This window comes from Streptomyces sp. HUAS MS02, assembly GCF_055702265.1.
This window is the reverse complement of sequence record NZ_CM146747.1, coordinates 2,032,168-2,049,718: the sequence shown is the minus strand read 5'-3', so window position 1 is coordinate 2,049,718 and position 17,551 is coordinate 2,032,168. Positions and strand designations below refer to the sequence as shown.

Annotated in this window: 12 protein-coding genes; 3 read left to right on the top strand and 9 right to left on the bottom strand. The window is 71.7% G+C overall.

Annotation, left to right across the window (positions count from 1 at the left end; all coding sequences use genetic code 11):
* Positions 1-8: 8 nt before the first annotated feature.
* From sbnA to ACZ9QC_RS08740, 5 genes are read right to left on the bottom strand one after another with little or no spacing between them, the layout of a single operon-like run.
* Positions 9-1,019 carry a 2,3-diaminopropionate biosynthesis protein SbnA gene (gene sbnA, locus ACZ9QC_RS08760; protein ID WP_472919636.1) on the bottom strand — a complete coding sequence of 337 codons (1,011 nt, stop codon included), beginning with the start codon at positions 1,017-1,019 and terminating at the stop codon, positions 9-11.
* Between the two features lie 45 nt (positions 1,020-1,064).
* A complete protein-coding gene (sbnB, locus tag ACZ9QC_RS08755; RefSeq protein WP_472919635.1) occupies positions 1,065-2,108 on the bottom strand; it encodes a 2,3-diaminopropionate biosynthesis protein SbnB in 1,044 nt (347 codons plus the stop codon).
* Entirely contained in the window at positions 2,105-3,238 is a 1,134-nt protein-coding gene (locus ACZ9QC_RS08750; protein ID WP_472919634.1) for a TauD/TfdA family dioxygenase, read from the bottom strand. The genes sbnB and ACZ9QC_RS08750 overlap by 4 nt, the downstream gene beginning before the upstream one ends.
* Complete coding sequence (locus ACZ9QC_RS08745) at positions 3,235-5,742, bottom strand: non-ribosomal peptide synthetase (RefSeq protein ID WP_472919633.1); 2,508 nt, start codon at positions 5,740-5,742, stop codon at positions 3,235-3,237. The genes ACZ9QC_RS08750 and ACZ9QC_RS08745 overlap by 4 nt, the downstream gene beginning before the upstream one ends.
* Before the next feature lie 13 nt (positions 5,743-5,755).
* Positions 5,756-8,242, bottom strand: coding sequence for a Pls/PosA family non-ribosomal peptide synthetase (locus tag ACZ9QC_RS08740; RefSeq protein WP_472919632.1), 2,487 nt, complete (start codon positions 8,240-8,242; stop codon positions 5,756-5,758).
* 592 nt (positions 8,243-8,834) lie between these two features.
* Here ACZ9QC_RS08740 and ACZ9QC_RS08735 point away from each other — a divergent pair.
* Complete coding sequence (locus ACZ9QC_RS08735) at positions 8,835-9,959, top strand: YihY/virulence factor BrkB family protein (protein WP_472919631.1); 1,125 nt, start codon at positions 8,835-8,837, stop codon at positions 9,957-9,959.
* Positions 9,960-10,177: 218 nt separating this feature from the next.
* Positions 10,178-10,864 carry a helix-turn-helix domain-containing protein gene (locus tag ACZ9QC_RS08730; RefSeq protein ID WP_472919630.1) on the top strand — a complete coding sequence of 229 codons (687 nt, stop codon included), beginning with the start codon at positions 10,178-10,180 and terminating at the stop codon, positions 10,862-10,864.
* A 115-nt stretch (positions 10,865-10,979) separates the two neighbouring features.
* Here the strand turns inward: ACZ9QC_RS08730 and ACZ9QC_RS08725 are convergent, their stop codons facing one another.
* Positions 10,980-11,384, bottom strand: coding sequence for a VOC family protein (locus ACZ9QC_RS08725; protein ID WP_472919629.1), 405 nt, complete (start codon positions 11,382-11,384; stop codon positions 10,980-10,982).
* Positions 11,385-11,512: 128 nt separating this feature from the next.
* Between ACZ9QC_RS08725 and ACZ9QC_RS08720 the strand changes: the two genes are divergently transcribed.
* The gene (locus tag ACZ9QC_RS08720) at positions 11,513-12,166 is read left to right on the top strand and encodes a hypothetical protein (protein ID WP_472921638.1); all 654 of its coding nucleotides are present in this window, start codon (positions 11,513-11,515) and stop codon (positions 12,164-12,166) included.
* Positions 12,167-12,283: 117 nt separating this feature from the next.
* Here the strand turns inward: ACZ9QC_RS08720 and ACZ9QC_RS08715 are convergent, their stop codons facing one another.
* The 3 genes from ACZ9QC_RS08715 to ACZ9QC_RS08705 all read right to left on the bottom strand — a co-directional run bounded on the left by ACZ9QC_RS08715 (position 12,284) and on the right by ACZ9QC_RS08705 (position 17,504).
* Positions 12,284-14,413, bottom strand: a complete 2,130-nt coding sequence (locus ACZ9QC_RS08715; RefSeq protein WP_472919628.1) for an alkaline phosphatase family protein — start codon at positions 14,411-14,413, stop codon at positions 12,284-12,286.
* Between the two features lie 190 nt (positions 14,414-14,603).
* Positions 14,604-15,644: a LacI family DNA-binding transcriptional regulator gene (locus tag ACZ9QC_RS08710; protein WP_472919627.1), complete on the bottom strand. Its 1,041-nt coding sequence runs from the start codon at positions 15,642-15,644 to the stop codon at positions 14,604-14,606.
* Between the two features lie 657 nt (positions 15,645-16,301).
* Entirely contained in the window at positions 16,302-17,504 is a 1,203-nt protein-coding gene (locus ACZ9QC_RS08705) for a cysteine desulfurase-like protein (RefSeq protein ID WP_472921637.1), read from the bottom strand.
* Positions 17,505-17,551: the final 47 nt, after the last annotated feature.

The window sequence follows — 17,551 nt, the reverse complement described above, 5'->3', positions numbered from 1 at the left end:
AGGCTGGCTCAGACGGGCGTCGCCAGCTCGCCCGTCCCCAGCTCGCCCGTTCCGAACTCCTCCTCCCGGTCGAGCACGGCCTCGCCGTACTGCTCCAGCGGCCAGCCCGGCCGGTAGACGGTGTCCAGGTAGCGTTCGCCGAGGTCGGGCGAGATCGCCACCGCCGTGGTGTCGGGCGAGCCGTTGCGGGCCAGCCACTCACCGGCGCCGCTGACGACCGTGCCCGTGGAGCCCCCGAAGAGGAAGCCCCGGCGGGCCAGGCGGTGACAGGCCCGTACGGTGTCGACCTCCTCCACCCGGACGACGTCGTCGACGTACGACGCGTCGAGGAGGGCCGGCGTCACGCTCGTGCCGAGCCCCGGGATCATCCGGCGGCCCGGCGCCCCGCCGAACGCGACCGACCCCACACTGTCCACGGCCACGATCCGCACCCGGCGCCGCCGCTCCCAGAACCACTGGGCGCAGCCCATCAGCGTCCCGGAGGTGCCGACCCCCACGAACAGCACGTCCAGACGCGGGAACTGCCGGGCGACGGCGGGCGCGGTGGTGCGGTAGTGCGCCCGCCAGTTCGCCTCGTTGGTGTACTGGTCGAGCCACACGTACCGAGGATCGGTGGCGCACAGCGCGCGGACGTACGAGATCCGCGCCCCCAGGAAACCGCCGTGCGGGTCCGGCTCGGAGATGACGTGCACCCGGCTGCCCAGCGCCTCGATCACGCGCCGGGTCTGCGGATTGCACCGGGAATCGGTCACGCACAGAAACCGGTAGCCCCGGCTCGCCGCGATCATGCTCAGCGCGACGCCCAGATTGCCGGACGACGACTCGACGAGCGTCGAGCCCGGCCCGAGACGCCCCTCCCGTTCGGCGGCCCGCACCATCTCGGACGCTGCCTTGAGCTTGATCGAGCCGGCGAAGTTGAACCCCTCGCACTTCAGGAAGAGCTGCTGTCCGACGACCTGGCGCAGATCGACGTACAGCTCCTCCTCGTTGAAGTCCGTGGGAACGGATATGACTGGCACCGCTGCCCCCCTGGTTGTGCGTGTCGTACTCGCTGCGCCCCGCGGTCAGCCGTGGCGGCGCAGCTCGTGGAAGAAGTCGTCCACGATCCGCAGCCCGCCGGAGCGGGCCACCTCCTCGTGGACCTGAGCGCCGACCGCGAGGTCCAGGACCCCGAGGCCGAAGGGTGAGAAGACCACCGGACGGTCCGTCGGCACGGTCGCCCGGCCGGTGAGGACGTCGTGGAGCGTCCCGTCGAGGAAGTCCCGCGCTCCGGTGAGCTGTTCGGTCAGGTGCGGTGACGTGTTCGCCTTGAGGCAGTGCTCGACGTCGTCGACGAAGTTCGCCGACGCGAGGATCACCTCGGGCGCGAGATCGCGCAGCGACACGTGCAGCACCAGCGGATCGTGGGCGAACCACTTCGGTTCACGGATGTGCGGTTCGCCCGCGATCGTCGCGAAGACCACCAGGTCGCTCGCCCGGATCACGTCCTCGGCGCCGTCGTACACGGTCATCCGCCCGGCCGCGCCGGACCGCTCCAGGTACCCCCGGAAACCGGCCGCGCTGTCCGCGGCCAGGTCGTGCACCCCCACCTCCTCGAACGCGAAGCCGGTCGCCGCGAGGAACGTGTGGATGTACCGGGCGATCAGACCCGTGCCGACGAAGCCGACCCGCGTCGGACGCGGCATGCCCCGGCGCGCGGCGCTCAGCCGGTCGGCCGCCAGGGCCGCCGAGGCCGCCGTCCGGGTCGCGCTGATGACCGAGGCCTCCAGACACGCGAACGGATAGCCGGTGGCGTGGTCGTTGAGGATCAGCACGGCGGAGGCGCGCGGCAGCCCGGACGACGTGTTCTCCGGAAAGCTGGAGATCCATTTCAACCCGTCGACCTGGAACTTCCCGCCCAGCGAGGCGGGCAGCGCGATGATCCGCGAGGAGGGGCGGTCGGGGAAGCGGAGGAAGTACGACGGCGGGTTGACCGTGTCGCCCGTCCCCCCGTCGCCGTGCAACAGATAGGCGGACTCGACCAGTTCCACGATCTCCCGTTCCCGGCCCCGCAGGGCCTGCTGCACCTGGGCGCCGGAGATCACGGCGAAACCCGGAACCTCGGTCATGTGAAGCTCACCTCGTCCTTCGCGTCGGAGTGCTGTGGGGAGTGCCGCAGGGAGTGGTCGGCCGGCCGTACGGGATCCGCGAGGCCCACCAGCACCTCGCGCGACCCCTCGAAGGGCTCACGGCTGTGGGCGCAGCGGATGTTGTCGACGAGCAGCAGGTCGCCCGGTCGCCACGGGGTGCGGACGGTGTGCCTGTCGTAGACCTCGTTGAGCGTCGCGACGACATCGGCGCCGATCGGATCGCCGCCGCCGTAGCGGGTGTTGAAGGGCAGCCCGGCGGGCCCGTACAGGTCCACCAGGTACTCGCGGACCTCGGGGTCCATGGTCCATTCGCTGAGGAACGCGATCTGGTTGAACCAGCAGCGGCGGCCGGTCACCGGGTGCCGGAGCACGGCGGCCCGCCGCTGCCGGGTGTGCAGCGAGCCGTCGGGCTGCCAGGCGAACTCGATGGAGTGCGCCCGGCAGTACGCCTCGACGACCGTCCGGTCGGCGGTGCCGAACGCCTCGGCGACCGACGCGCCGATCTCGTCGTTGTACGAACGCGTGAGCAGCCAGCCCTCCCGCTCGAACCGCTCGGTCAGCTCGCGCGGCAGCGCCGCGTGTACGGCCTCGGCGTCCGCGATCCCGGTCGCCCCGCCCCGCTCGGCCGCCCGCAGACAGGCGAGGAGCAGCAGGCCGGGGAACTCCAGCGCGTAGCTCGACTCGTGGTGCATGCACATCGGCTGGTTCGACGGCCAGGTTGTCGAGGAGTGCACCCCGTCCGCGTACGTCCGGCGCGGCGCGAAGGCCTCCTTCTCGGCCGTCAGGGTGTCGGCCACCTCGTGGAAGACCGCGCCGGTCTCGGCCGCGTCCCGCAGCCCGAGGCCGCGCACCAGCAGCGAGCCGTGCTCGGCGACGGCGGCCCGCAGGGCACCGCGGTGAGCGGCGGCCCAGTGGGCGGCGGGTTCGGCGGGGGAGACGGTGAGGAGCGGCGGCTTGTCGGTGGAGAGTTCGATGTCCGGCAGGGTGACGGCGGCCGGAGACGGCGACAGCGTCGGCGACGGTGTCGGCGTCGATGGGTTCGCCGTCTCCGCCCTCGTGTCCCCGCGCCCGCGGCGCGCTCCGCCGCGTCGACGGCTCAGAAAGCTCATGACGACCTCCCCGTGGTGTCGGTGGCGGAGCGGGACGCGGAGCGTGGCGTCCCGTCGACGGTGTCGGCGCCGGCCCTCCTGTCGAGCAGCCCCGAAAGCCCGGCCAGGGTCGGATGCGCGGCCACGTCCTTGGGGGACACCGCCCGGTCCAGGGCGATCGCCAGCTTCACCGCCGACAGCGAGGTGCCGCCCCGGTCGAAGAAGTGGTCGTGCCGACCGATCCGGTCCCGTTCCACCCCGAGCACCTCGGCCCACACGACGGCCAGCCGCTCCTCGGTAGGGGTGAGCGGAGGGTCCCCCGACCCGCCGCGCGCCGCGTCGAGTTCCTCGGCCAGCGCGGTCAGCGTCCGACGGTCGGTCTTGCCGTTGGCGGTCAGCGGCAGGCTCTCCCGCCAGTGGAACACCGACGGCACCATGTACGCCGGCAGCGTCGCGGCCAGCCGGTCCCGCAGCTCCTCGGCCGCGAGCGGCCGGCCCGAGTGGAAGGCGACCAGGTGCGCGCCCCTGGCGACCACCACCGCGCCGTCCCGGACGCCCGCCACCTTGAGCAGCGCGTTCTCCACCTCGCCGATCTCGATGCGGAAGCCGCGGACCTTGACCTGGGTGTCCCGGCGGCCCAGGAACTCCAGCTTGCCGTCGGGCCGCCAGCGCCCGTGGTCCCCGCTGCGGTAGAGCCGCTCACCGGGCCGGTACGGATCGGTGGTGAAGGCCCGCGCGGTGCGCTCGGGATCGTTGACGTACCCGCGCCCCACGCACACCCCGGAGAAGACGATCTCCCCCGGGGCGCCCAGCGGCACGAGGGAGAGGTGCTCGTCGGCGACGTACACCCGGACGTTGCGGACGGGACGGCCCAGCGGCACCCGGTCCCCCTCCGGAGCGCGGTCCATCACCTCGTGGTTGGTGTCGTCCGAGGTCTCGGTCAGCCCGTAGGCGTTGACCAGCGGGATCCCCGGCTCGGTGGCGAACCAGCGCTGCGCCAGCTCCTTCTTCAGCGCCTCCCCGGTGACCGACACCCGGCGCAGGTCGGGCAGTTCACGGGGGTGCTGCTCCAGATGGGCGAGGACCGCTTCGAGGTACGACGGCACCACTTGGACCACGTTCGCCCGGCCGTCCGCGATCCGGTCGACGAACCGCCCGACGTCCAGGATCACCTCCTGCTCCACGAGCAGGGTCCGCCCGCCGGCCAGGGGAGCGGCCAGCAGCTGCCACAGGGAGATGTCGAAGCACTGGGGCGCGGTCTGCGCGACCACGTCCCCCTCGCGGACGTCGAGGTCGTCGAGCTTGGCGTGGAGGTGGTTGACCATCCCGGCGTGCTCGCACATCGCGCCCTTGGGCTCGCCCGTGGAACCGGACGTGAAGTAGATGTACGCCAGCCGGTCCGGTCCGATGTCCAGGCCGAGGTCGGAGTCCGGGTGGGCCTCGTCGTAGGCGTCCTCGACCAGCAGCCGGCGCACCCCGGGCAGGCCGGCCAGGGCCCGGTCCAGCGTGGCCGTGCTGCCCCGCTCGGTGAGCACCAGTTCGCAGCCGGCCCGGGCGAGGGTGGTGGCGACGCGTTCGGCGGGGAAGTGCGGTTCGACGGGCAGATAGGCGCCGCCCGCCTTGAACACGGCGAGGACGGCCGCCATCCAGTCCAGGTTGCGTTCGGTCACCACGGCGACGACGCCCTCGTGACCGAGGCCCCGGACCAGCAGGGCCCGACTGAGCTGGTTGGCACGGGAGTTGAGCTCGCGGTAGGTCCAGCGCCGGTCGCCGTGGACGGCGGCGACCGCGTCCGGGTGCGCCACCACCCGCTGCTCGAACAGCTCGTGCACCCGGCGGTCGGGCAGTTCGCGTCGTGGGCCGGCCAACCCGTCGAGCTGGAAGCGGAGTTCGTCGTCCGCGACCAGGCTCCGCCGCGCGTGCTCGGCGTCCGGTTCGGTGGCGAGCCGGGTGAGCGCGGTGACGTGGTACCCGGCGATCCGGGCGGCGGCCTCCCCGTCGAGCACGTCCGTGCGGTACCGCAGCCGCAGCGCCGGACCGTCGTCCCGGTGCACCAGCCCGACCCGGAGGACCACGTCCTCGGCGAGGTCGCCGTCGCCCCCGCTCGTGTCGAGCACGGTCTCGAACGGCGGTTCTTCGAGACCGAGTTCGTGCCGCAGGGCGGCCACCGGGAAGGCGGCGTGCGTCAGCAGCTCGGCGGTGGCCCGGCGGGTGTGCGCCAGCAGGGCCCGCCAGGTGTCGCCGGGCGCGACGGTGAGCCGGCAGGGCAGCAGCCGGCCGTCCTCCAGCCAGCCGGTGGTGATCTCGGCCTCGCCCGACAGCGTGGCGAGCACCCTGGCGTGGGCGGCGAGCAGTGCGGCCGTACCGTCGACGGCGGTCAACAGCCCCTCGGGAAGGGGTACTTCGTGGGCGGCGACCCCTTTCGCCGGGTCGGTGCTCCACCGCGGTATCGCGGTCCGCCCCCCGGCGGTGAGCACCTCGTGCCAGTACTTCCGGGCAGCGTCGCCCGGCTCCAACCGTTCCATGTTCTTCCCCCGATTACCGTGTTCCGGTGGTCTCCGTCGCCGGGTTCCCGCCCCAGCGCGCGTGCGGCGGCACCTCCTCGCCCTTCATCAGGAAGGAGTCGGGCGCCAGCACGGCCCCCTCGCCCAGCGTCACGCCGTAGTGGACGAACGCCTGGACCTCCAGCGTGCTGCCGGCGCCGATCGTGATGTGGTCGGACTTGAAGGTGCCGTCCTCCTGCGAGTGCGCCTGGATCTTGCTGCCGGCGGCGAGGGTGCAGTCGTCCCCGATCTCCGTCAGCGTCCGTTCGGTGATGTACGCCCCGTCGTCGAACACCCGGCGTCCGATCCGGACCCCGAGCAGCCGCCAGACGAGGTTCTTGTACGGGGTGCCGTTGAGGACCTCCAGATGCCGGTCGGGCAGCTTCCACAGCCGCTCCTGCCGCCAGAAGACCGGGTCGTAGATGGAGCACAGCCGGGGGCGCAGCGGGCGGAAGCCGGTCAGGGTCCGTTCGACCAGCGCGTAGTAGAGGGCGTTGAAGACCAGGGCCGTCAGGGGCAGCGCGGCGAGGGCGAGCGGTGCCGCCGGGCCGTCCACGTGCCCGTACAGGTCGAAGGCCGCGAAGCCGAGGACGGTGAGCGCGAAGGTGTGCAGCCAGCGCAGGAACAGGAAGAGTGCCATCGAGCGCAGGTTGAAGCGGTTCTTCGCGGTGAGCCGACGCCGCAGCTCCGCGCCCTCGCGCAGATGGTCGAAGCGGCTGTCGCGCTCGACCGAGCGGGGTATCTCGAAGGGAGGTGAGCCGAGCAGTCCGACGCCCTCGCGGACCTCGCCGTCGAGGGGCACCAGCACCTTGGTCGCCAGCAGACAGTTCTCGCCGGTCCGGCCGCCGACCGGGTAGGCGATGGCGTTGCCCAGGAAGTTGTGCCCGCCGATCGCCGTCCGGGAGACCCGGAACGAGGTGCTGGAGTAGTCCGCGTTCATGACCGAGAGGCCGTCGGCGACCATCGTGCCGCTGCCGACCTTCACCAGGTACGGCGTCTCGTGCTGCATGGCGGTGCCGAAGTTGGACCCGGTCTGCTCGACCCGCGAGAGGTCGTATCCGAGGGCCTTGAGGTAGGGGACGATGTACGAGCTGTCGCCGCACAGCCACTTGAAGAACCTGAGGTTGGTCAGGCGGGCGATCGCGCGGTGCGTGGAGTAGTGGAAGCCGTACAGCGGGTAGACGCGGTCGGGTTTCACCAGCGGGCGCAGCAGCCTCGGCACGACGAACACCAGGACGGCCCCGGCGACGATCGAGCCCGCGAACAGCACGAGTGACAGGGCCATCGCCTCGACGTAGAAGCGGCCCGAGCCGACGTGCAGTGAGGCCGGGTCGAGCAGGGTGTCCAGCTCGGGCGCGGCGGTGAGCAGCAGATAGGTGCCGCCGACGGCCAGCGGTACGTACAGCAGCAGGGTCTGGAGCAGGGCGGCGAGTGCGTAGCCGGCCCGGCGCAGGGGGCGACGGGGGAGCGGGGGGACCCGGATGTGGTCCACGTCCGTGGGGCGGGCCGGTGAGCCGTGCCAGCTCTCTCCGGCCGGGACGGACTCGCCGGCCCGCAGCGCGGAGGAGTGGCCGAGCTGGGAACCGTCGCCGAGGGCGGTGCCGATGTCGAGGACGGTGTGCTCGCCGACGAAGGCGTCCCGGCCGAGGGTGATGGTGCCGGTGCGGATGCGCCCGGCGCGCGCCCGGTAGCAGAGGAAATAGGAGTCCTTGCGGATGACGGTGCCCGCCCCGATGGTCAGCAGGTCGGTGCAGACCGGCAGGGTGCGGCTGAGGACGGTGACGCCCGGTCCGATGCGGGCGCCCAGGGCCCTCAGGTACAGCACGTACAGCGGGTTGCCGACGAACAGGGCCATCGGGCTGGTGCGCAGCAGGCTCCTGACGAGCCAGAACCGCAGGTACGCCGGGCCCCACACGGGGAACTCCCGTGGCTTCCACCGCCCGATCAGCAGCCACTTGGCGGCGACCGGCAGGACACACAGGGCGAGGAAGGCGAGCGCCCCGAAGACGGCCGAACGCACATAGATCTCGACCACTCCGGAGGCGTCCGCCACCCACTCGTATCCCTGTGCGTATCCGGAGGCGGCGAGCAGGCAGTAGCCGCCGAAGAGGAGCAGCTGCAGCACACCGCACAGGACATAGCGGAACGTGCTGCCCGGCTGCACGGCCTCGGCGGGCTCGGGCGGGGCGGCCGGCGGGGCCGGTGCCTCGGTCAGCGCGGCGGCGAGGCCGCGGATCGTCGGGTGGCCGTAGACGTCCCGGATGGACACCGACGGCAGATCGGGGTGCTTCCTGACGCGGGCACAGAAATGTGCCATCGTCAGAGAGTTGGCACCGAGGTCGTCGAAGAAATGGCTTTCTGCGGGCACGTGTTCGATGTGTGCGACTCCGGCGAGAATGTCGGCGAGAAGTCGCTCGACGGCGGTGTACGATTCCGCCGCGTCCGGCTCGGCCCCCTGGACCTCGCCCGGTATTTCCGCCACGGGTCGTGGCGCTGGCAATGTCATTGAATTTCTCCGCGACAGGTATTGCGATGGAAGGCGCCCGGGGGTGAACGGGACGGCGCGCGGAATGACAGAAGGAGGGGGGAGAGTTGCGGGAACGGAGAGCGGTGACGGCTGTGGCGGAATTGATCAGGCCTGGTCGGAGCCTTGACTGATCCCCCGGTGTGCGCTGTGCCGGCATCTGGTCCGGAGGGGCGCAGTGGAATGCAATCCGGATTCTTTCGGTACATTCACGAACGGGTCAAGGGAGGCCGGGTGATTGACGCTTTCCCGCCCCTTTTCCGATCTCGTCCGACCTGTCGGACCCGGATCCCCGGGCTGTTCCATCGGGGAACTTTCCAAAGGGGCGGTGCAAACGCGCTCGCGCGTTCCACTTCCGTCCCCTCATCGATTCAGCCAGCACGTTCATGACAGAAAAGGCGATTCGGAATCACCTTTGATTTCTGCTGGGTTTCCCTTTGTTGCTGGCCCGTGACGCGACCGGAGGGGGCCGTGCGCCGCACGCGGACCGTGGCGCGGCAGGCGGCACCGGGAGGTGAGGGCGGCACGCGCAGGCGGATACCGTTAGGGCGTGCAGCCAGCAAGTCAGTCACTCCCGCCGCCGGAGAGCCCCCAGGGGCGTCTCCACCGCGCCCGTGCCCTCTACCGGGACGTCTCCAAGCGCAGGACCGCCTGGCTGCTCCTGAAGGACACCGTCAACTCCTGCATCGAGTACCGCATCCTGGGCCTCGCGGCCGAGGCGGCGTTCTTCACGCTGCTCTCCGTGCCGCCGCTGCTGCTCAGCATGATCGGCCTGCTCGGCTACGTCGACGACTGGACCGGCGCCGACACCATCGCCAGCCTGGAGCTCAACCTCCTGGAGGCGTCGCGCACCGTCCTGTCCGAGAAGGGCGTCGCGCAGATCGCGCAGCCCATCCTGGACGACGTGATGAAGGGCGGTCGCCCCGACGTCATCTCCATAGGCTTCCTGTTCGCCCTGTGGTCCGGCTCCCGCGCCGTCAACGTCTTCATCGACACCATCACCGTCATGTACGGCCTCGACGGCGTCCGCGGCATCGTCAAGACCCGCCTCATGGCGTTCCTGCTCTTCCTCGTGGCGCTGCTGATCGGCTCGATCGCACTACCGCTGATGGTGGCCGGCCCCGACGCCGTGGTCCGGATCGTCCCGTGGTCGGCGACCGTCGTCCAGGTCCTCTACTGGCCCGTCGTGATCGTCCTGTCCATCGTCTTCCTGACGACGCTCTACCACGTGTCGGTGCCGGTCCGTTCCCCCTGGGTCGAGGACGTCCCCGGCGCCCTGGTCGCCCTCGGCATGTGGGTGCTGGGCAGCTTCCTGCTCCGCATCTACCTGACGAACACGGTCGAGGGGGCGACGATCTACGGCTCCCTGGCGGCCGCCGTCGCCGTCCTCCTGTGGATCGGCGTGGGCGCCTTCGCCGTCCTGGTCGGCGCCGCCGTCAACGCCGCGATCGACCGTGTCTGGCCCGCCGCGGCCACGGCCGCCGCCCGCGCCGCGAACGAGCGCCTCCGCGAGGAACAGGCCGCCGAGTACGTCGCCCGCGCGGCCGCCGCCCGCTCCTACGACCCGGAGGACCCCGACATGCCCTCCGAGTTCCCCGAACGCTGGTCTCGCTTCCTGCCACCGGAGGACGTGACGTCGCGTTTGCGGTCCCCGGCGAAGAAGGGCGAGGAATAGCACCGGAGGCGGCCCGGGGGCGCTGTCATGTACCGGGTGACGGTGGGTTCTACAGGGGGCAGGGCGGGGCGCGTCGTCATCTGGTGGGGGTGATGGCGGGTTCTTGCGGTCTGCGGGGGCGTGGTGGGTCGCTCGCGCAGTTCCCCCAGTTCCCCCAGTTCCCCGAGCCCCTGAGTCGGCCGGGGCCGGCCCATGGCCACGGGCGTAGCCTCTTCGATGTGTATGTCGAAAGGACCTCTCGGCTGGATGGGGCCGTGGTGTGGACCGACAGCCCGAGCCGGCCGGGCGCGGGACGGGTGCTGCCCGACGGATGCATGGACCTGCTGTGGAACGAGGGGCGGCTCATGGTCGCCGGGCCCGACACGCGGGCGTACGTCACCGAAGGGGTGTCCGGCAGGTGGGCGGGGCTCCGGTTCTTCCCCGGCCAGGCGCCCGGCTTTCTGGGGGTACCCGCCCACGAGCTGCGGGACCGGCGGGTGGACCTGGCCGAGCTGTGGTCACCGGCGGTCGTGCGGCGGCTCACGGCCCGGGTGAACGCGGCGGACGATCCGGCGAGCGGTCTCGAAGAGGTGGTCCTGGAGCGGGCGGCTGAGGTGGGGCGACCCGATCCGGCGCTGCGGCAGCTCGTCGGCGCCCTCGGGGCGGGCCGGCCGGTCGCGGCGACCGCCGACGAACTCGGGCTCGGGGCACGGCAGTTGCACCGTAAGTCGCTCGCCGCGTTCGGGTACGGGCCGAAGACACTGGCCCGGGTACTGCGGCTGCAGCGGGCGCTCGTGCTCGCCCGGGACGGCGTGCCCTTCGCCGAGACGGCGGCCCGGACCGGTTACGCCGACCAGGCGCATCTCGCCCGTGATGTACGAGAGTTGGCGGGCCTTCCCCTCGGCGAACTGCTCGGCGGCCGGTAGCCGCGACGGGCCGCCCCCGGCGGGCGGTAGCCGCGACGGGTGGCCGCCCGTCGGTGGGTGGCTACCCGTCGGTGGGTGGCTACCCGTCCGTGGGAGGCCACCCGCCCGCGGGCGGCTACCCCTCGGCGGGCGTCGGCAGGGGTGCGAAGAGGTCGACGCCGTTGCCGTCGGGGTCCAGCACCACGGCGTAGCGCTGGCCCCACACCGCGTCCCACGGCTTGAGTTCGCCGTGGTACCCGGCGCCGGTCAACTCCTCGTACACCGCGTCGACTTCGGCCGGACTGTCGCACAGCAGGGCGAGCCCGGCGCCGCCGCCCGGCCCCGGGCGGTACGCCGGACGGAAGGAGCGGACGGTCTCCTCGGTGTCGAGCAACAGCCGTAGCCCGCCCGGCAGTCGGGCCTCGGCGTGCGGCAGGTTCTCGGCACCCTCGGGGAAGGCGAAACCGAGTCGTCGGTAGAAGGTGACGGAGGCGGCCATGTCCGAGGCCACCATCCCGATCGCGTCGAGTCGTGGAGTCATGCGGCCACCGTAGGGCGCGGGTCGACGCCCGGTCTTGAAGGAATCGGACACGTGGGCAAGCGCTCTCACGGAACGGAGCCTTTGGCTCACCTGTGGAACATCTGTGCGGCAGGATGGTGGGCATGTCCATGCTCTGTGCCGCGCGGGTTCTGCTGCCGCTGGCGCTTCTGCCGGCACTGCTCACCGCCTGCGGGACCGAGGAGGTCGCGGTCCGGGACCGGGAGCCCCTGGCACCGCTCCCCGACCGGGCCGAACTGCACGCCCGTGCCGAGGCGCTGGGCCTCGCGCCGGGGCTCGTCTACGTCACCGAGTCCCCCGGGTTCACGCTGGCCCGGCAGTCCGTCGGCGTCCACGGCGACGACGGGTTCTCCGCCGCCTACTGGTCCCACGAGAACAGCGCCCAGCTCCTGCTCCTCGTCGACCGGGGCACGATGACCGCCGTCGGCTGCCCCGAGGAGCCGGTGGGCCAGGGCACGGGCGAGGCGGTCCACTGCGAGCGCGACGGGGACGCCTGGTACCGCACCTCGGCGGGACAGCACGAGTACGCCTTACCGGAGGACGGGCACCTCCTCCGGATCAGCGCCGCCGAGACCGCCGTCGACCGCGACGCCCTGCGGGCCGCCACGCTCGCCGCCCACCGCCCCACCGACGCCGAACTGGCCTTCCTCCTCCCGCCCCGTCACCGCGACAAGCCCCCGCCCCACGGCATGCCGGTCGAATGCGGCGGCCTGCCCCCGGCGGGCGACGGGGCCCCGCGCGACGACGTGGGCGCCTCGGGCTGAGCCCCCGCCGACACGGGAAGAGCCCCCGAGGTCCTGCCCGGTGCGGGGGCTCGGCGGTGTGGCCTCAACCCCGGGGCCGACCTGGCGGATCGGCCCTCCCGCGTGGCGCGTCGGCGATCAGGGCGTGGCGCCCGGCTGCTGCGGCCCGAACGCCGTCATGAAGCGGTCACGGAACTTGTCCATCCGCCAGGTCGGCGTGGAGTCGGCGGGCTTGAGCCCGTCCGTCCAGCCCCAGTCGGAGATCTTCTCCAGCACCTCGGGGTCCTTGGCGACGATCGACACCGGCACGTCGTGGCTGGGGTTGTCGCCGGTGACCGTCTTGTTGGGCTGGTGGTCACCGAGGAAGACCAGCACGGTGTCCTCCGAGCCGTACTTCGCGACGAAGTCGACGAGGCTGGTCACCGAGTACTGGACGGACTTGCGGTACTCGTCCCGGACGGCCAGCGGATCCTTCCAGACCTCCGTCGGGTTCTTGCCCTCGGCCTTCTGGAGGGAGTGGTAGACCGAGCCGTCACCGATCTGCTCCTCGGGGATCGTGCTCGGGATCGGTGCCCACGGGTTGTGGCTGGAGGTCAGGATGATCTCCGCCATCATCGGCTCCCGGTCCTCCCTGCCGTGCTCCAGCTCCTGGAAGGCCTTCAGCGTGTACTGGTCGGGCATCGTGGACCAGCTGAACTTCGGTCCCTGGTAGCCCAGTTGGTCGGAGTCGTAGATGTGGTCCAGCCCGAAGTACCTGCCCTCGGGCCACGCCTTCTGGGTGCCGGGCACGATTCCGACCGTGCGCCAGGCGCCGGTGCGGCGGAACGCCTCGGTGAGGGTGAGCCGGTCGCTCGCGACGAGGTGGTTGTACCGCGACTGGTTCTTGATCCACAGACCGGACAGGAACGTGGAGTGCCCCAGCCAGCTGCCGGCGCCCGTGATCGGGGAGCGCAGCCAGCCGCTTTGCGAGGCGTAGCCGGCGTCCTTCAGCTCCTGTGTCTTCTGCGCGAGGGTCTCACCGAGCGGTTCGCCCATCCGCGGGTCGTCGATCGCGGAACGGCCGTAGCTCTCGATGAAGGTGATCAGTACGTCCTTGCCGCGCAGCCCCGTCAGCAACTGCTCCGGCGGTACGTCGGCGAAGGCGTCCACCGCGGCCTGCTTGCGGAACGCCTCGCCGTCCTTCAGGCCGTCGCTGACCGCCTCGATCCGGTTCTCGACGAGGGTGGCCGCGCTGTGCGAGGCGACGGGGACGTCGGATATCTCAAGGGTCAGCGTCGAGCAGGTGATCCACGCGGTCCCCAGGACGAGGAGCGTACGGCTCGCCGTGTGCCGGTTGCGCACCATCAGCCGGCTCAGTCGCACGACCGCGAGCGTCATCAGCACGGGCAGCGCCAGCGCGAGCGCGATCACCCCGACGGTCGCGGCCTGGGCGGCGGCCCCACCGAGCGAGTCCTTCATGAACGACAGCGCGTCGTCCAGCAGGATCCAGTCCAGCACCAGGTCGAAGGGGCGGTCCAGGGTCCAGTACGAGCCCATGTCCAGCACCTTGACGATGGTCAGCAGGCCGAGCACCACGCCGACCACCACGACCGCCACGCGGCGCGCCTTCGCGGGGAGGACGAGCAGTAGGCCCGCCACGAGGATGCCCTCCGCCGGGATCCGCAGGAACCGGCCGGGGTCGAGCTCGGTGATGTCGTTCGGCACGACGAGCGCGAACAGCACGAGTACGAAGGCCAGCACCGTAGCGGCCCAGGCGAGCCCACGCGCGGCCCGGGGGTGCCGCACGCGCCAGCCGGGGGAGGGGGCTGCGGTGGGGGCGGGGTCCGCACCGGAGTCCGAGTCCGGGTCCGCGTCCGCGTCGGGAGTGGCTGTCTCGGGTGCGGAGGCGTCTGCGGCGGGTGCGGGTGCGGGGGCGTCCGTGTCGGGGGCGGCGGCGGCCGTCTCGGGTGCGGTGGACTCCGCCGCGGGTGCGGGGATGTCCGTGTCGGGTGCGGTGATGTCCGTCTTGGGCTCGGCGGTGGTCTCGGAGCGCTCCCGATCTGCCTTGGGGGTGGGCGCGGACTCCTCGGACTCCTCGGACTTCTCGGGTGTCTCCGCCTTGTCAGTCGGCGTCTCCGCCTTGTCGGCCGGTGTCTCCGCCCGCGTCTCCGCCGTCGGCTCGGTCTCCGTGACCGTGTCCCCCTGCGGAGGAGCGGCGTCCTCCGGGGCCTTGTCGTCGTCCGGTGTCGGCGTCGGTCCCGGAAGCTGCGGAGAGCGTATGTGCGACAACCCGAAGGTCCTTCCCTGTGGAGCATGTGGAGCTCGGTGCTGGTGGAGCGGAGTGGGCCGGTGCCTCGGGACCGCCGGGACACCCGATTGGCCATCCCTATCCGTACGGTCCCACGACGCCCACCGTTCACCCGAACCGAGGTCCCCCGCAACCACTTGACCGAACCGCGAAGCACCCCGCCCCACCGGCTCAGACCGAGCGCGGCGCCCCCGTACTGGCCCGCTCCACCAGCCGCGTCGACAACTCGGTGCGGGTGCCCTCCGGTTGGTGGCCCTCCATCATCCGCACCAGCAGCCGTAGCGCGGTCTGGGCCATCTCCGAGAGCGGCTGGCGGACGGTGGTCAGACGTGGGGACGCCCAGCGGGCCTCGGGAAGGTCGTCGAACCCGACCACGCTGATGTCGTCCGGCACCCGCAACCCCCGCTCGGCCAGTGCCTCGTAGACGCCGAGGGCCATCTTGTCCGAGCAGACGAAGACGGCGGTCGGGGGCTCGGGGAGGTCGAGCAGCTGGAGCATCCGGTGCCGGGCGGTGGTCTCCATGAAGTTGCCGTAACGGACGTACTCCGGCCGGTACGGCAGGCCCGCGGCCGTGAGTGCCGAGCGGTAGCCCGCGACCCGGGCGCTGCCGCACATCTTGCGCCGGTAGCCGGCGATCACGGCGATCCGCTCGTGACCCAGGGACAGCAGATGGTCGGTGGCGGTCGTCCCGCCCTGCCAGTTGGCGGCGCCCACGGACAGGACGCCGGGCGGTGGCTCAAGAACCGGGTCGATCAGTACGAACGGGATGCGATGCTGGGTGAGCCAGGAGTACTGGGCCGGGGACAGTTCGGCCAGGTTGAAGAGCACGCCGGCGGAGCCGCGGGCGGTCAACTTGTCGAACCAGCCGTGTTCGGGGCGGGCGCCCCGGCTGCGGGTCAGGCCGGCCGAGACGACGACCTCCAGGCCGGCGTCGTGGGCGGCCTGCTCGACGCCGTGCAGTACGGCGCCCGCCCAGGAACTCTCCAGGGAGTGCACCACCAGGTCGACCATGCGGGGCGGCTTGGACACCTCGAACCGGGGTCTGCGGACATAGCCGAGCCGGTCCAACGCCTCGGTGACCCGGCGCCTGGTCTCGGGGGCCACGTCCTCGCGGCCGTTGACCACCTTCGAGGCCGTGGGCACGGACACCCCGGCCTCGCGCGCCACCACCGCCAGCGTCGGCCCGGCCGTCGCGCTCCCGCCACGCACCATCGCGACTCCACCTCTCAGGGCCCGTCCCGAGGGCCGGTGAAATTTTCGAACAGGGCTCCGCCCGCGGCCGATCCCGAGCCGCGTAGCAAGCGCTCTCTACGTTAAGCCCAACTCAACACGGCGGGAAGAAGCAGGAATTCAGAGGACCACCTCAGTCGAAACTTTCGAAACCTCGAACAAGTGGAGCCTTGTCGGCGCGCCGCTCGGAGCGCCGCAGCGGTAGCGGGGTGGCCGGACCGCACCATCTGGGCGCGTCGTTTCGTGACGCCTGGCCGCCCTCTGCGAGACGGTGAGTGTGGGACGCGCGGACCGCCGCTTCGGTGACTGCCGTCGGCGTCACGCGGCGGGCGGAGGCGCGACCACTGGTGGGTTGAGGCGGGCGAAGCCTTCCTGGCGGTGGTAGGGGAAGTACGGGTAGGGCGCCCTCTTACCGGTCGCCGCACCGCCCAGCTGGTCTCCCGCGCCGGCGCCACGGCCTACCGGGTCGGGTTGTTGAGGCCGGCGGCCTCGGGGGCTCTTCGATCGCGGCGACGATCGCCGCGTGCTCCTCGGCCTGGTGGCGGACCGGATCGGGCAAAGGCGAATCGACCACCGCCTGCTGATGACGTGAGCATCGCCATCACTGCGAGGCTCAGCCGGCCACATACGGGACAAGCTTCAGAGAAGAAAAGAGGAAAGACCGTCGAGGAGCCTGTCCACGTCGTCGGCGGTGTTGTACGGCGCCAGGCCGACCCGCAGGGCGGGGTCCTCCAGCTTCAAGGCGGCGAAGGGCTCGTACGCGTAGAACGACCCGGCGGGGGCCAGGACGTCGCGTGCGGCCAGATGCACCTGGGCCTCGCGGGCGTCGCGGCCTTCGAGGGTCATCAGGAGGGTCGGGGTGCGGTCGGCCGCCTTCGAGTGCAGGGTGACGGCGTCGCCCAGAGCGCGCAGACCCTCTTCCAGCCTCGTGCGCAGCGCCTGCTCGTGTTCGTGCAGGGAGCCCAGCGAATGCGCGAGCTGCTCCCTGCGCGTGGCCCGCGTGCCCGGGTCGATCGCGGCGAGGAAGTCCACGGCGGCGGTGGCACCCGCCAGGATCTCGTAGGGCAGTGTGCCGAACTCGAAGCGCTCCGGCACGGTGTCGGGGGAAGGCAGGAGCTTGTCCGGGTGGAGGGTTTCGAGGAGTCCGGGCGCTCCCGCGAGCACACCGCAGTGCGGTCCGAGGAACTTGTACGGGGAACAGACGAACAGGTCCGCGCCCAGGGCGGGCACGTCCACCAGGTGGTGGGCGGCGTAGTGCACCCCATCCACGTACACCAGGGCACCGACCTCGTGCGCCAGGTCGGCGATCCGGCGGACGGGCGGCTTGGTGCCCAGCACGTTCGAGGCCGCCGTGACCGCGACCAGCCGCGTCCGAGGCGACAGCGCCCGCTCGAACGAATCGAGGTCGAGCTCCGCGGTCTCGCTGTCGATCCCGATCCAGCGGACCGTCACGCCGGCGCGCTCGGCCGCCTGGATCCAGGGGCGGACGTTGCAGTCGTGATCCAGGCGGCTGAGGACGATTTCGTCGCCGGCCTTCCAGCTCTTGGCCAGGTGACGGGAGAAGTCGTACGTGAGCTGGGTGGCGCTGCGACCGTGGACGACACCGTCGGCGGGCACATGGAGCAGGTCGGCATAGGCGGCGCGGAACTCCGCGACGGCGCGCTCGGCGTTGAGCTCGGAGGGGCTGACAACCCCCCGGTTGGAGAGGGGGCCGGTCAGCGTCGCGGCGATGGCGTCGGCGACGGGGCGGGGGGTCTGGGTCCCACCCGGGCCGTCGAAGAAGGCGAGGCCGTGGTCGAGGGAGGGGAAGTGGGCCCGGAGGGCGGTCAGGTCGATGGCCATGGCCTCGGCTTTCGGCAGAAGTGCGGCGGTCATGCGGACGGCTGGGG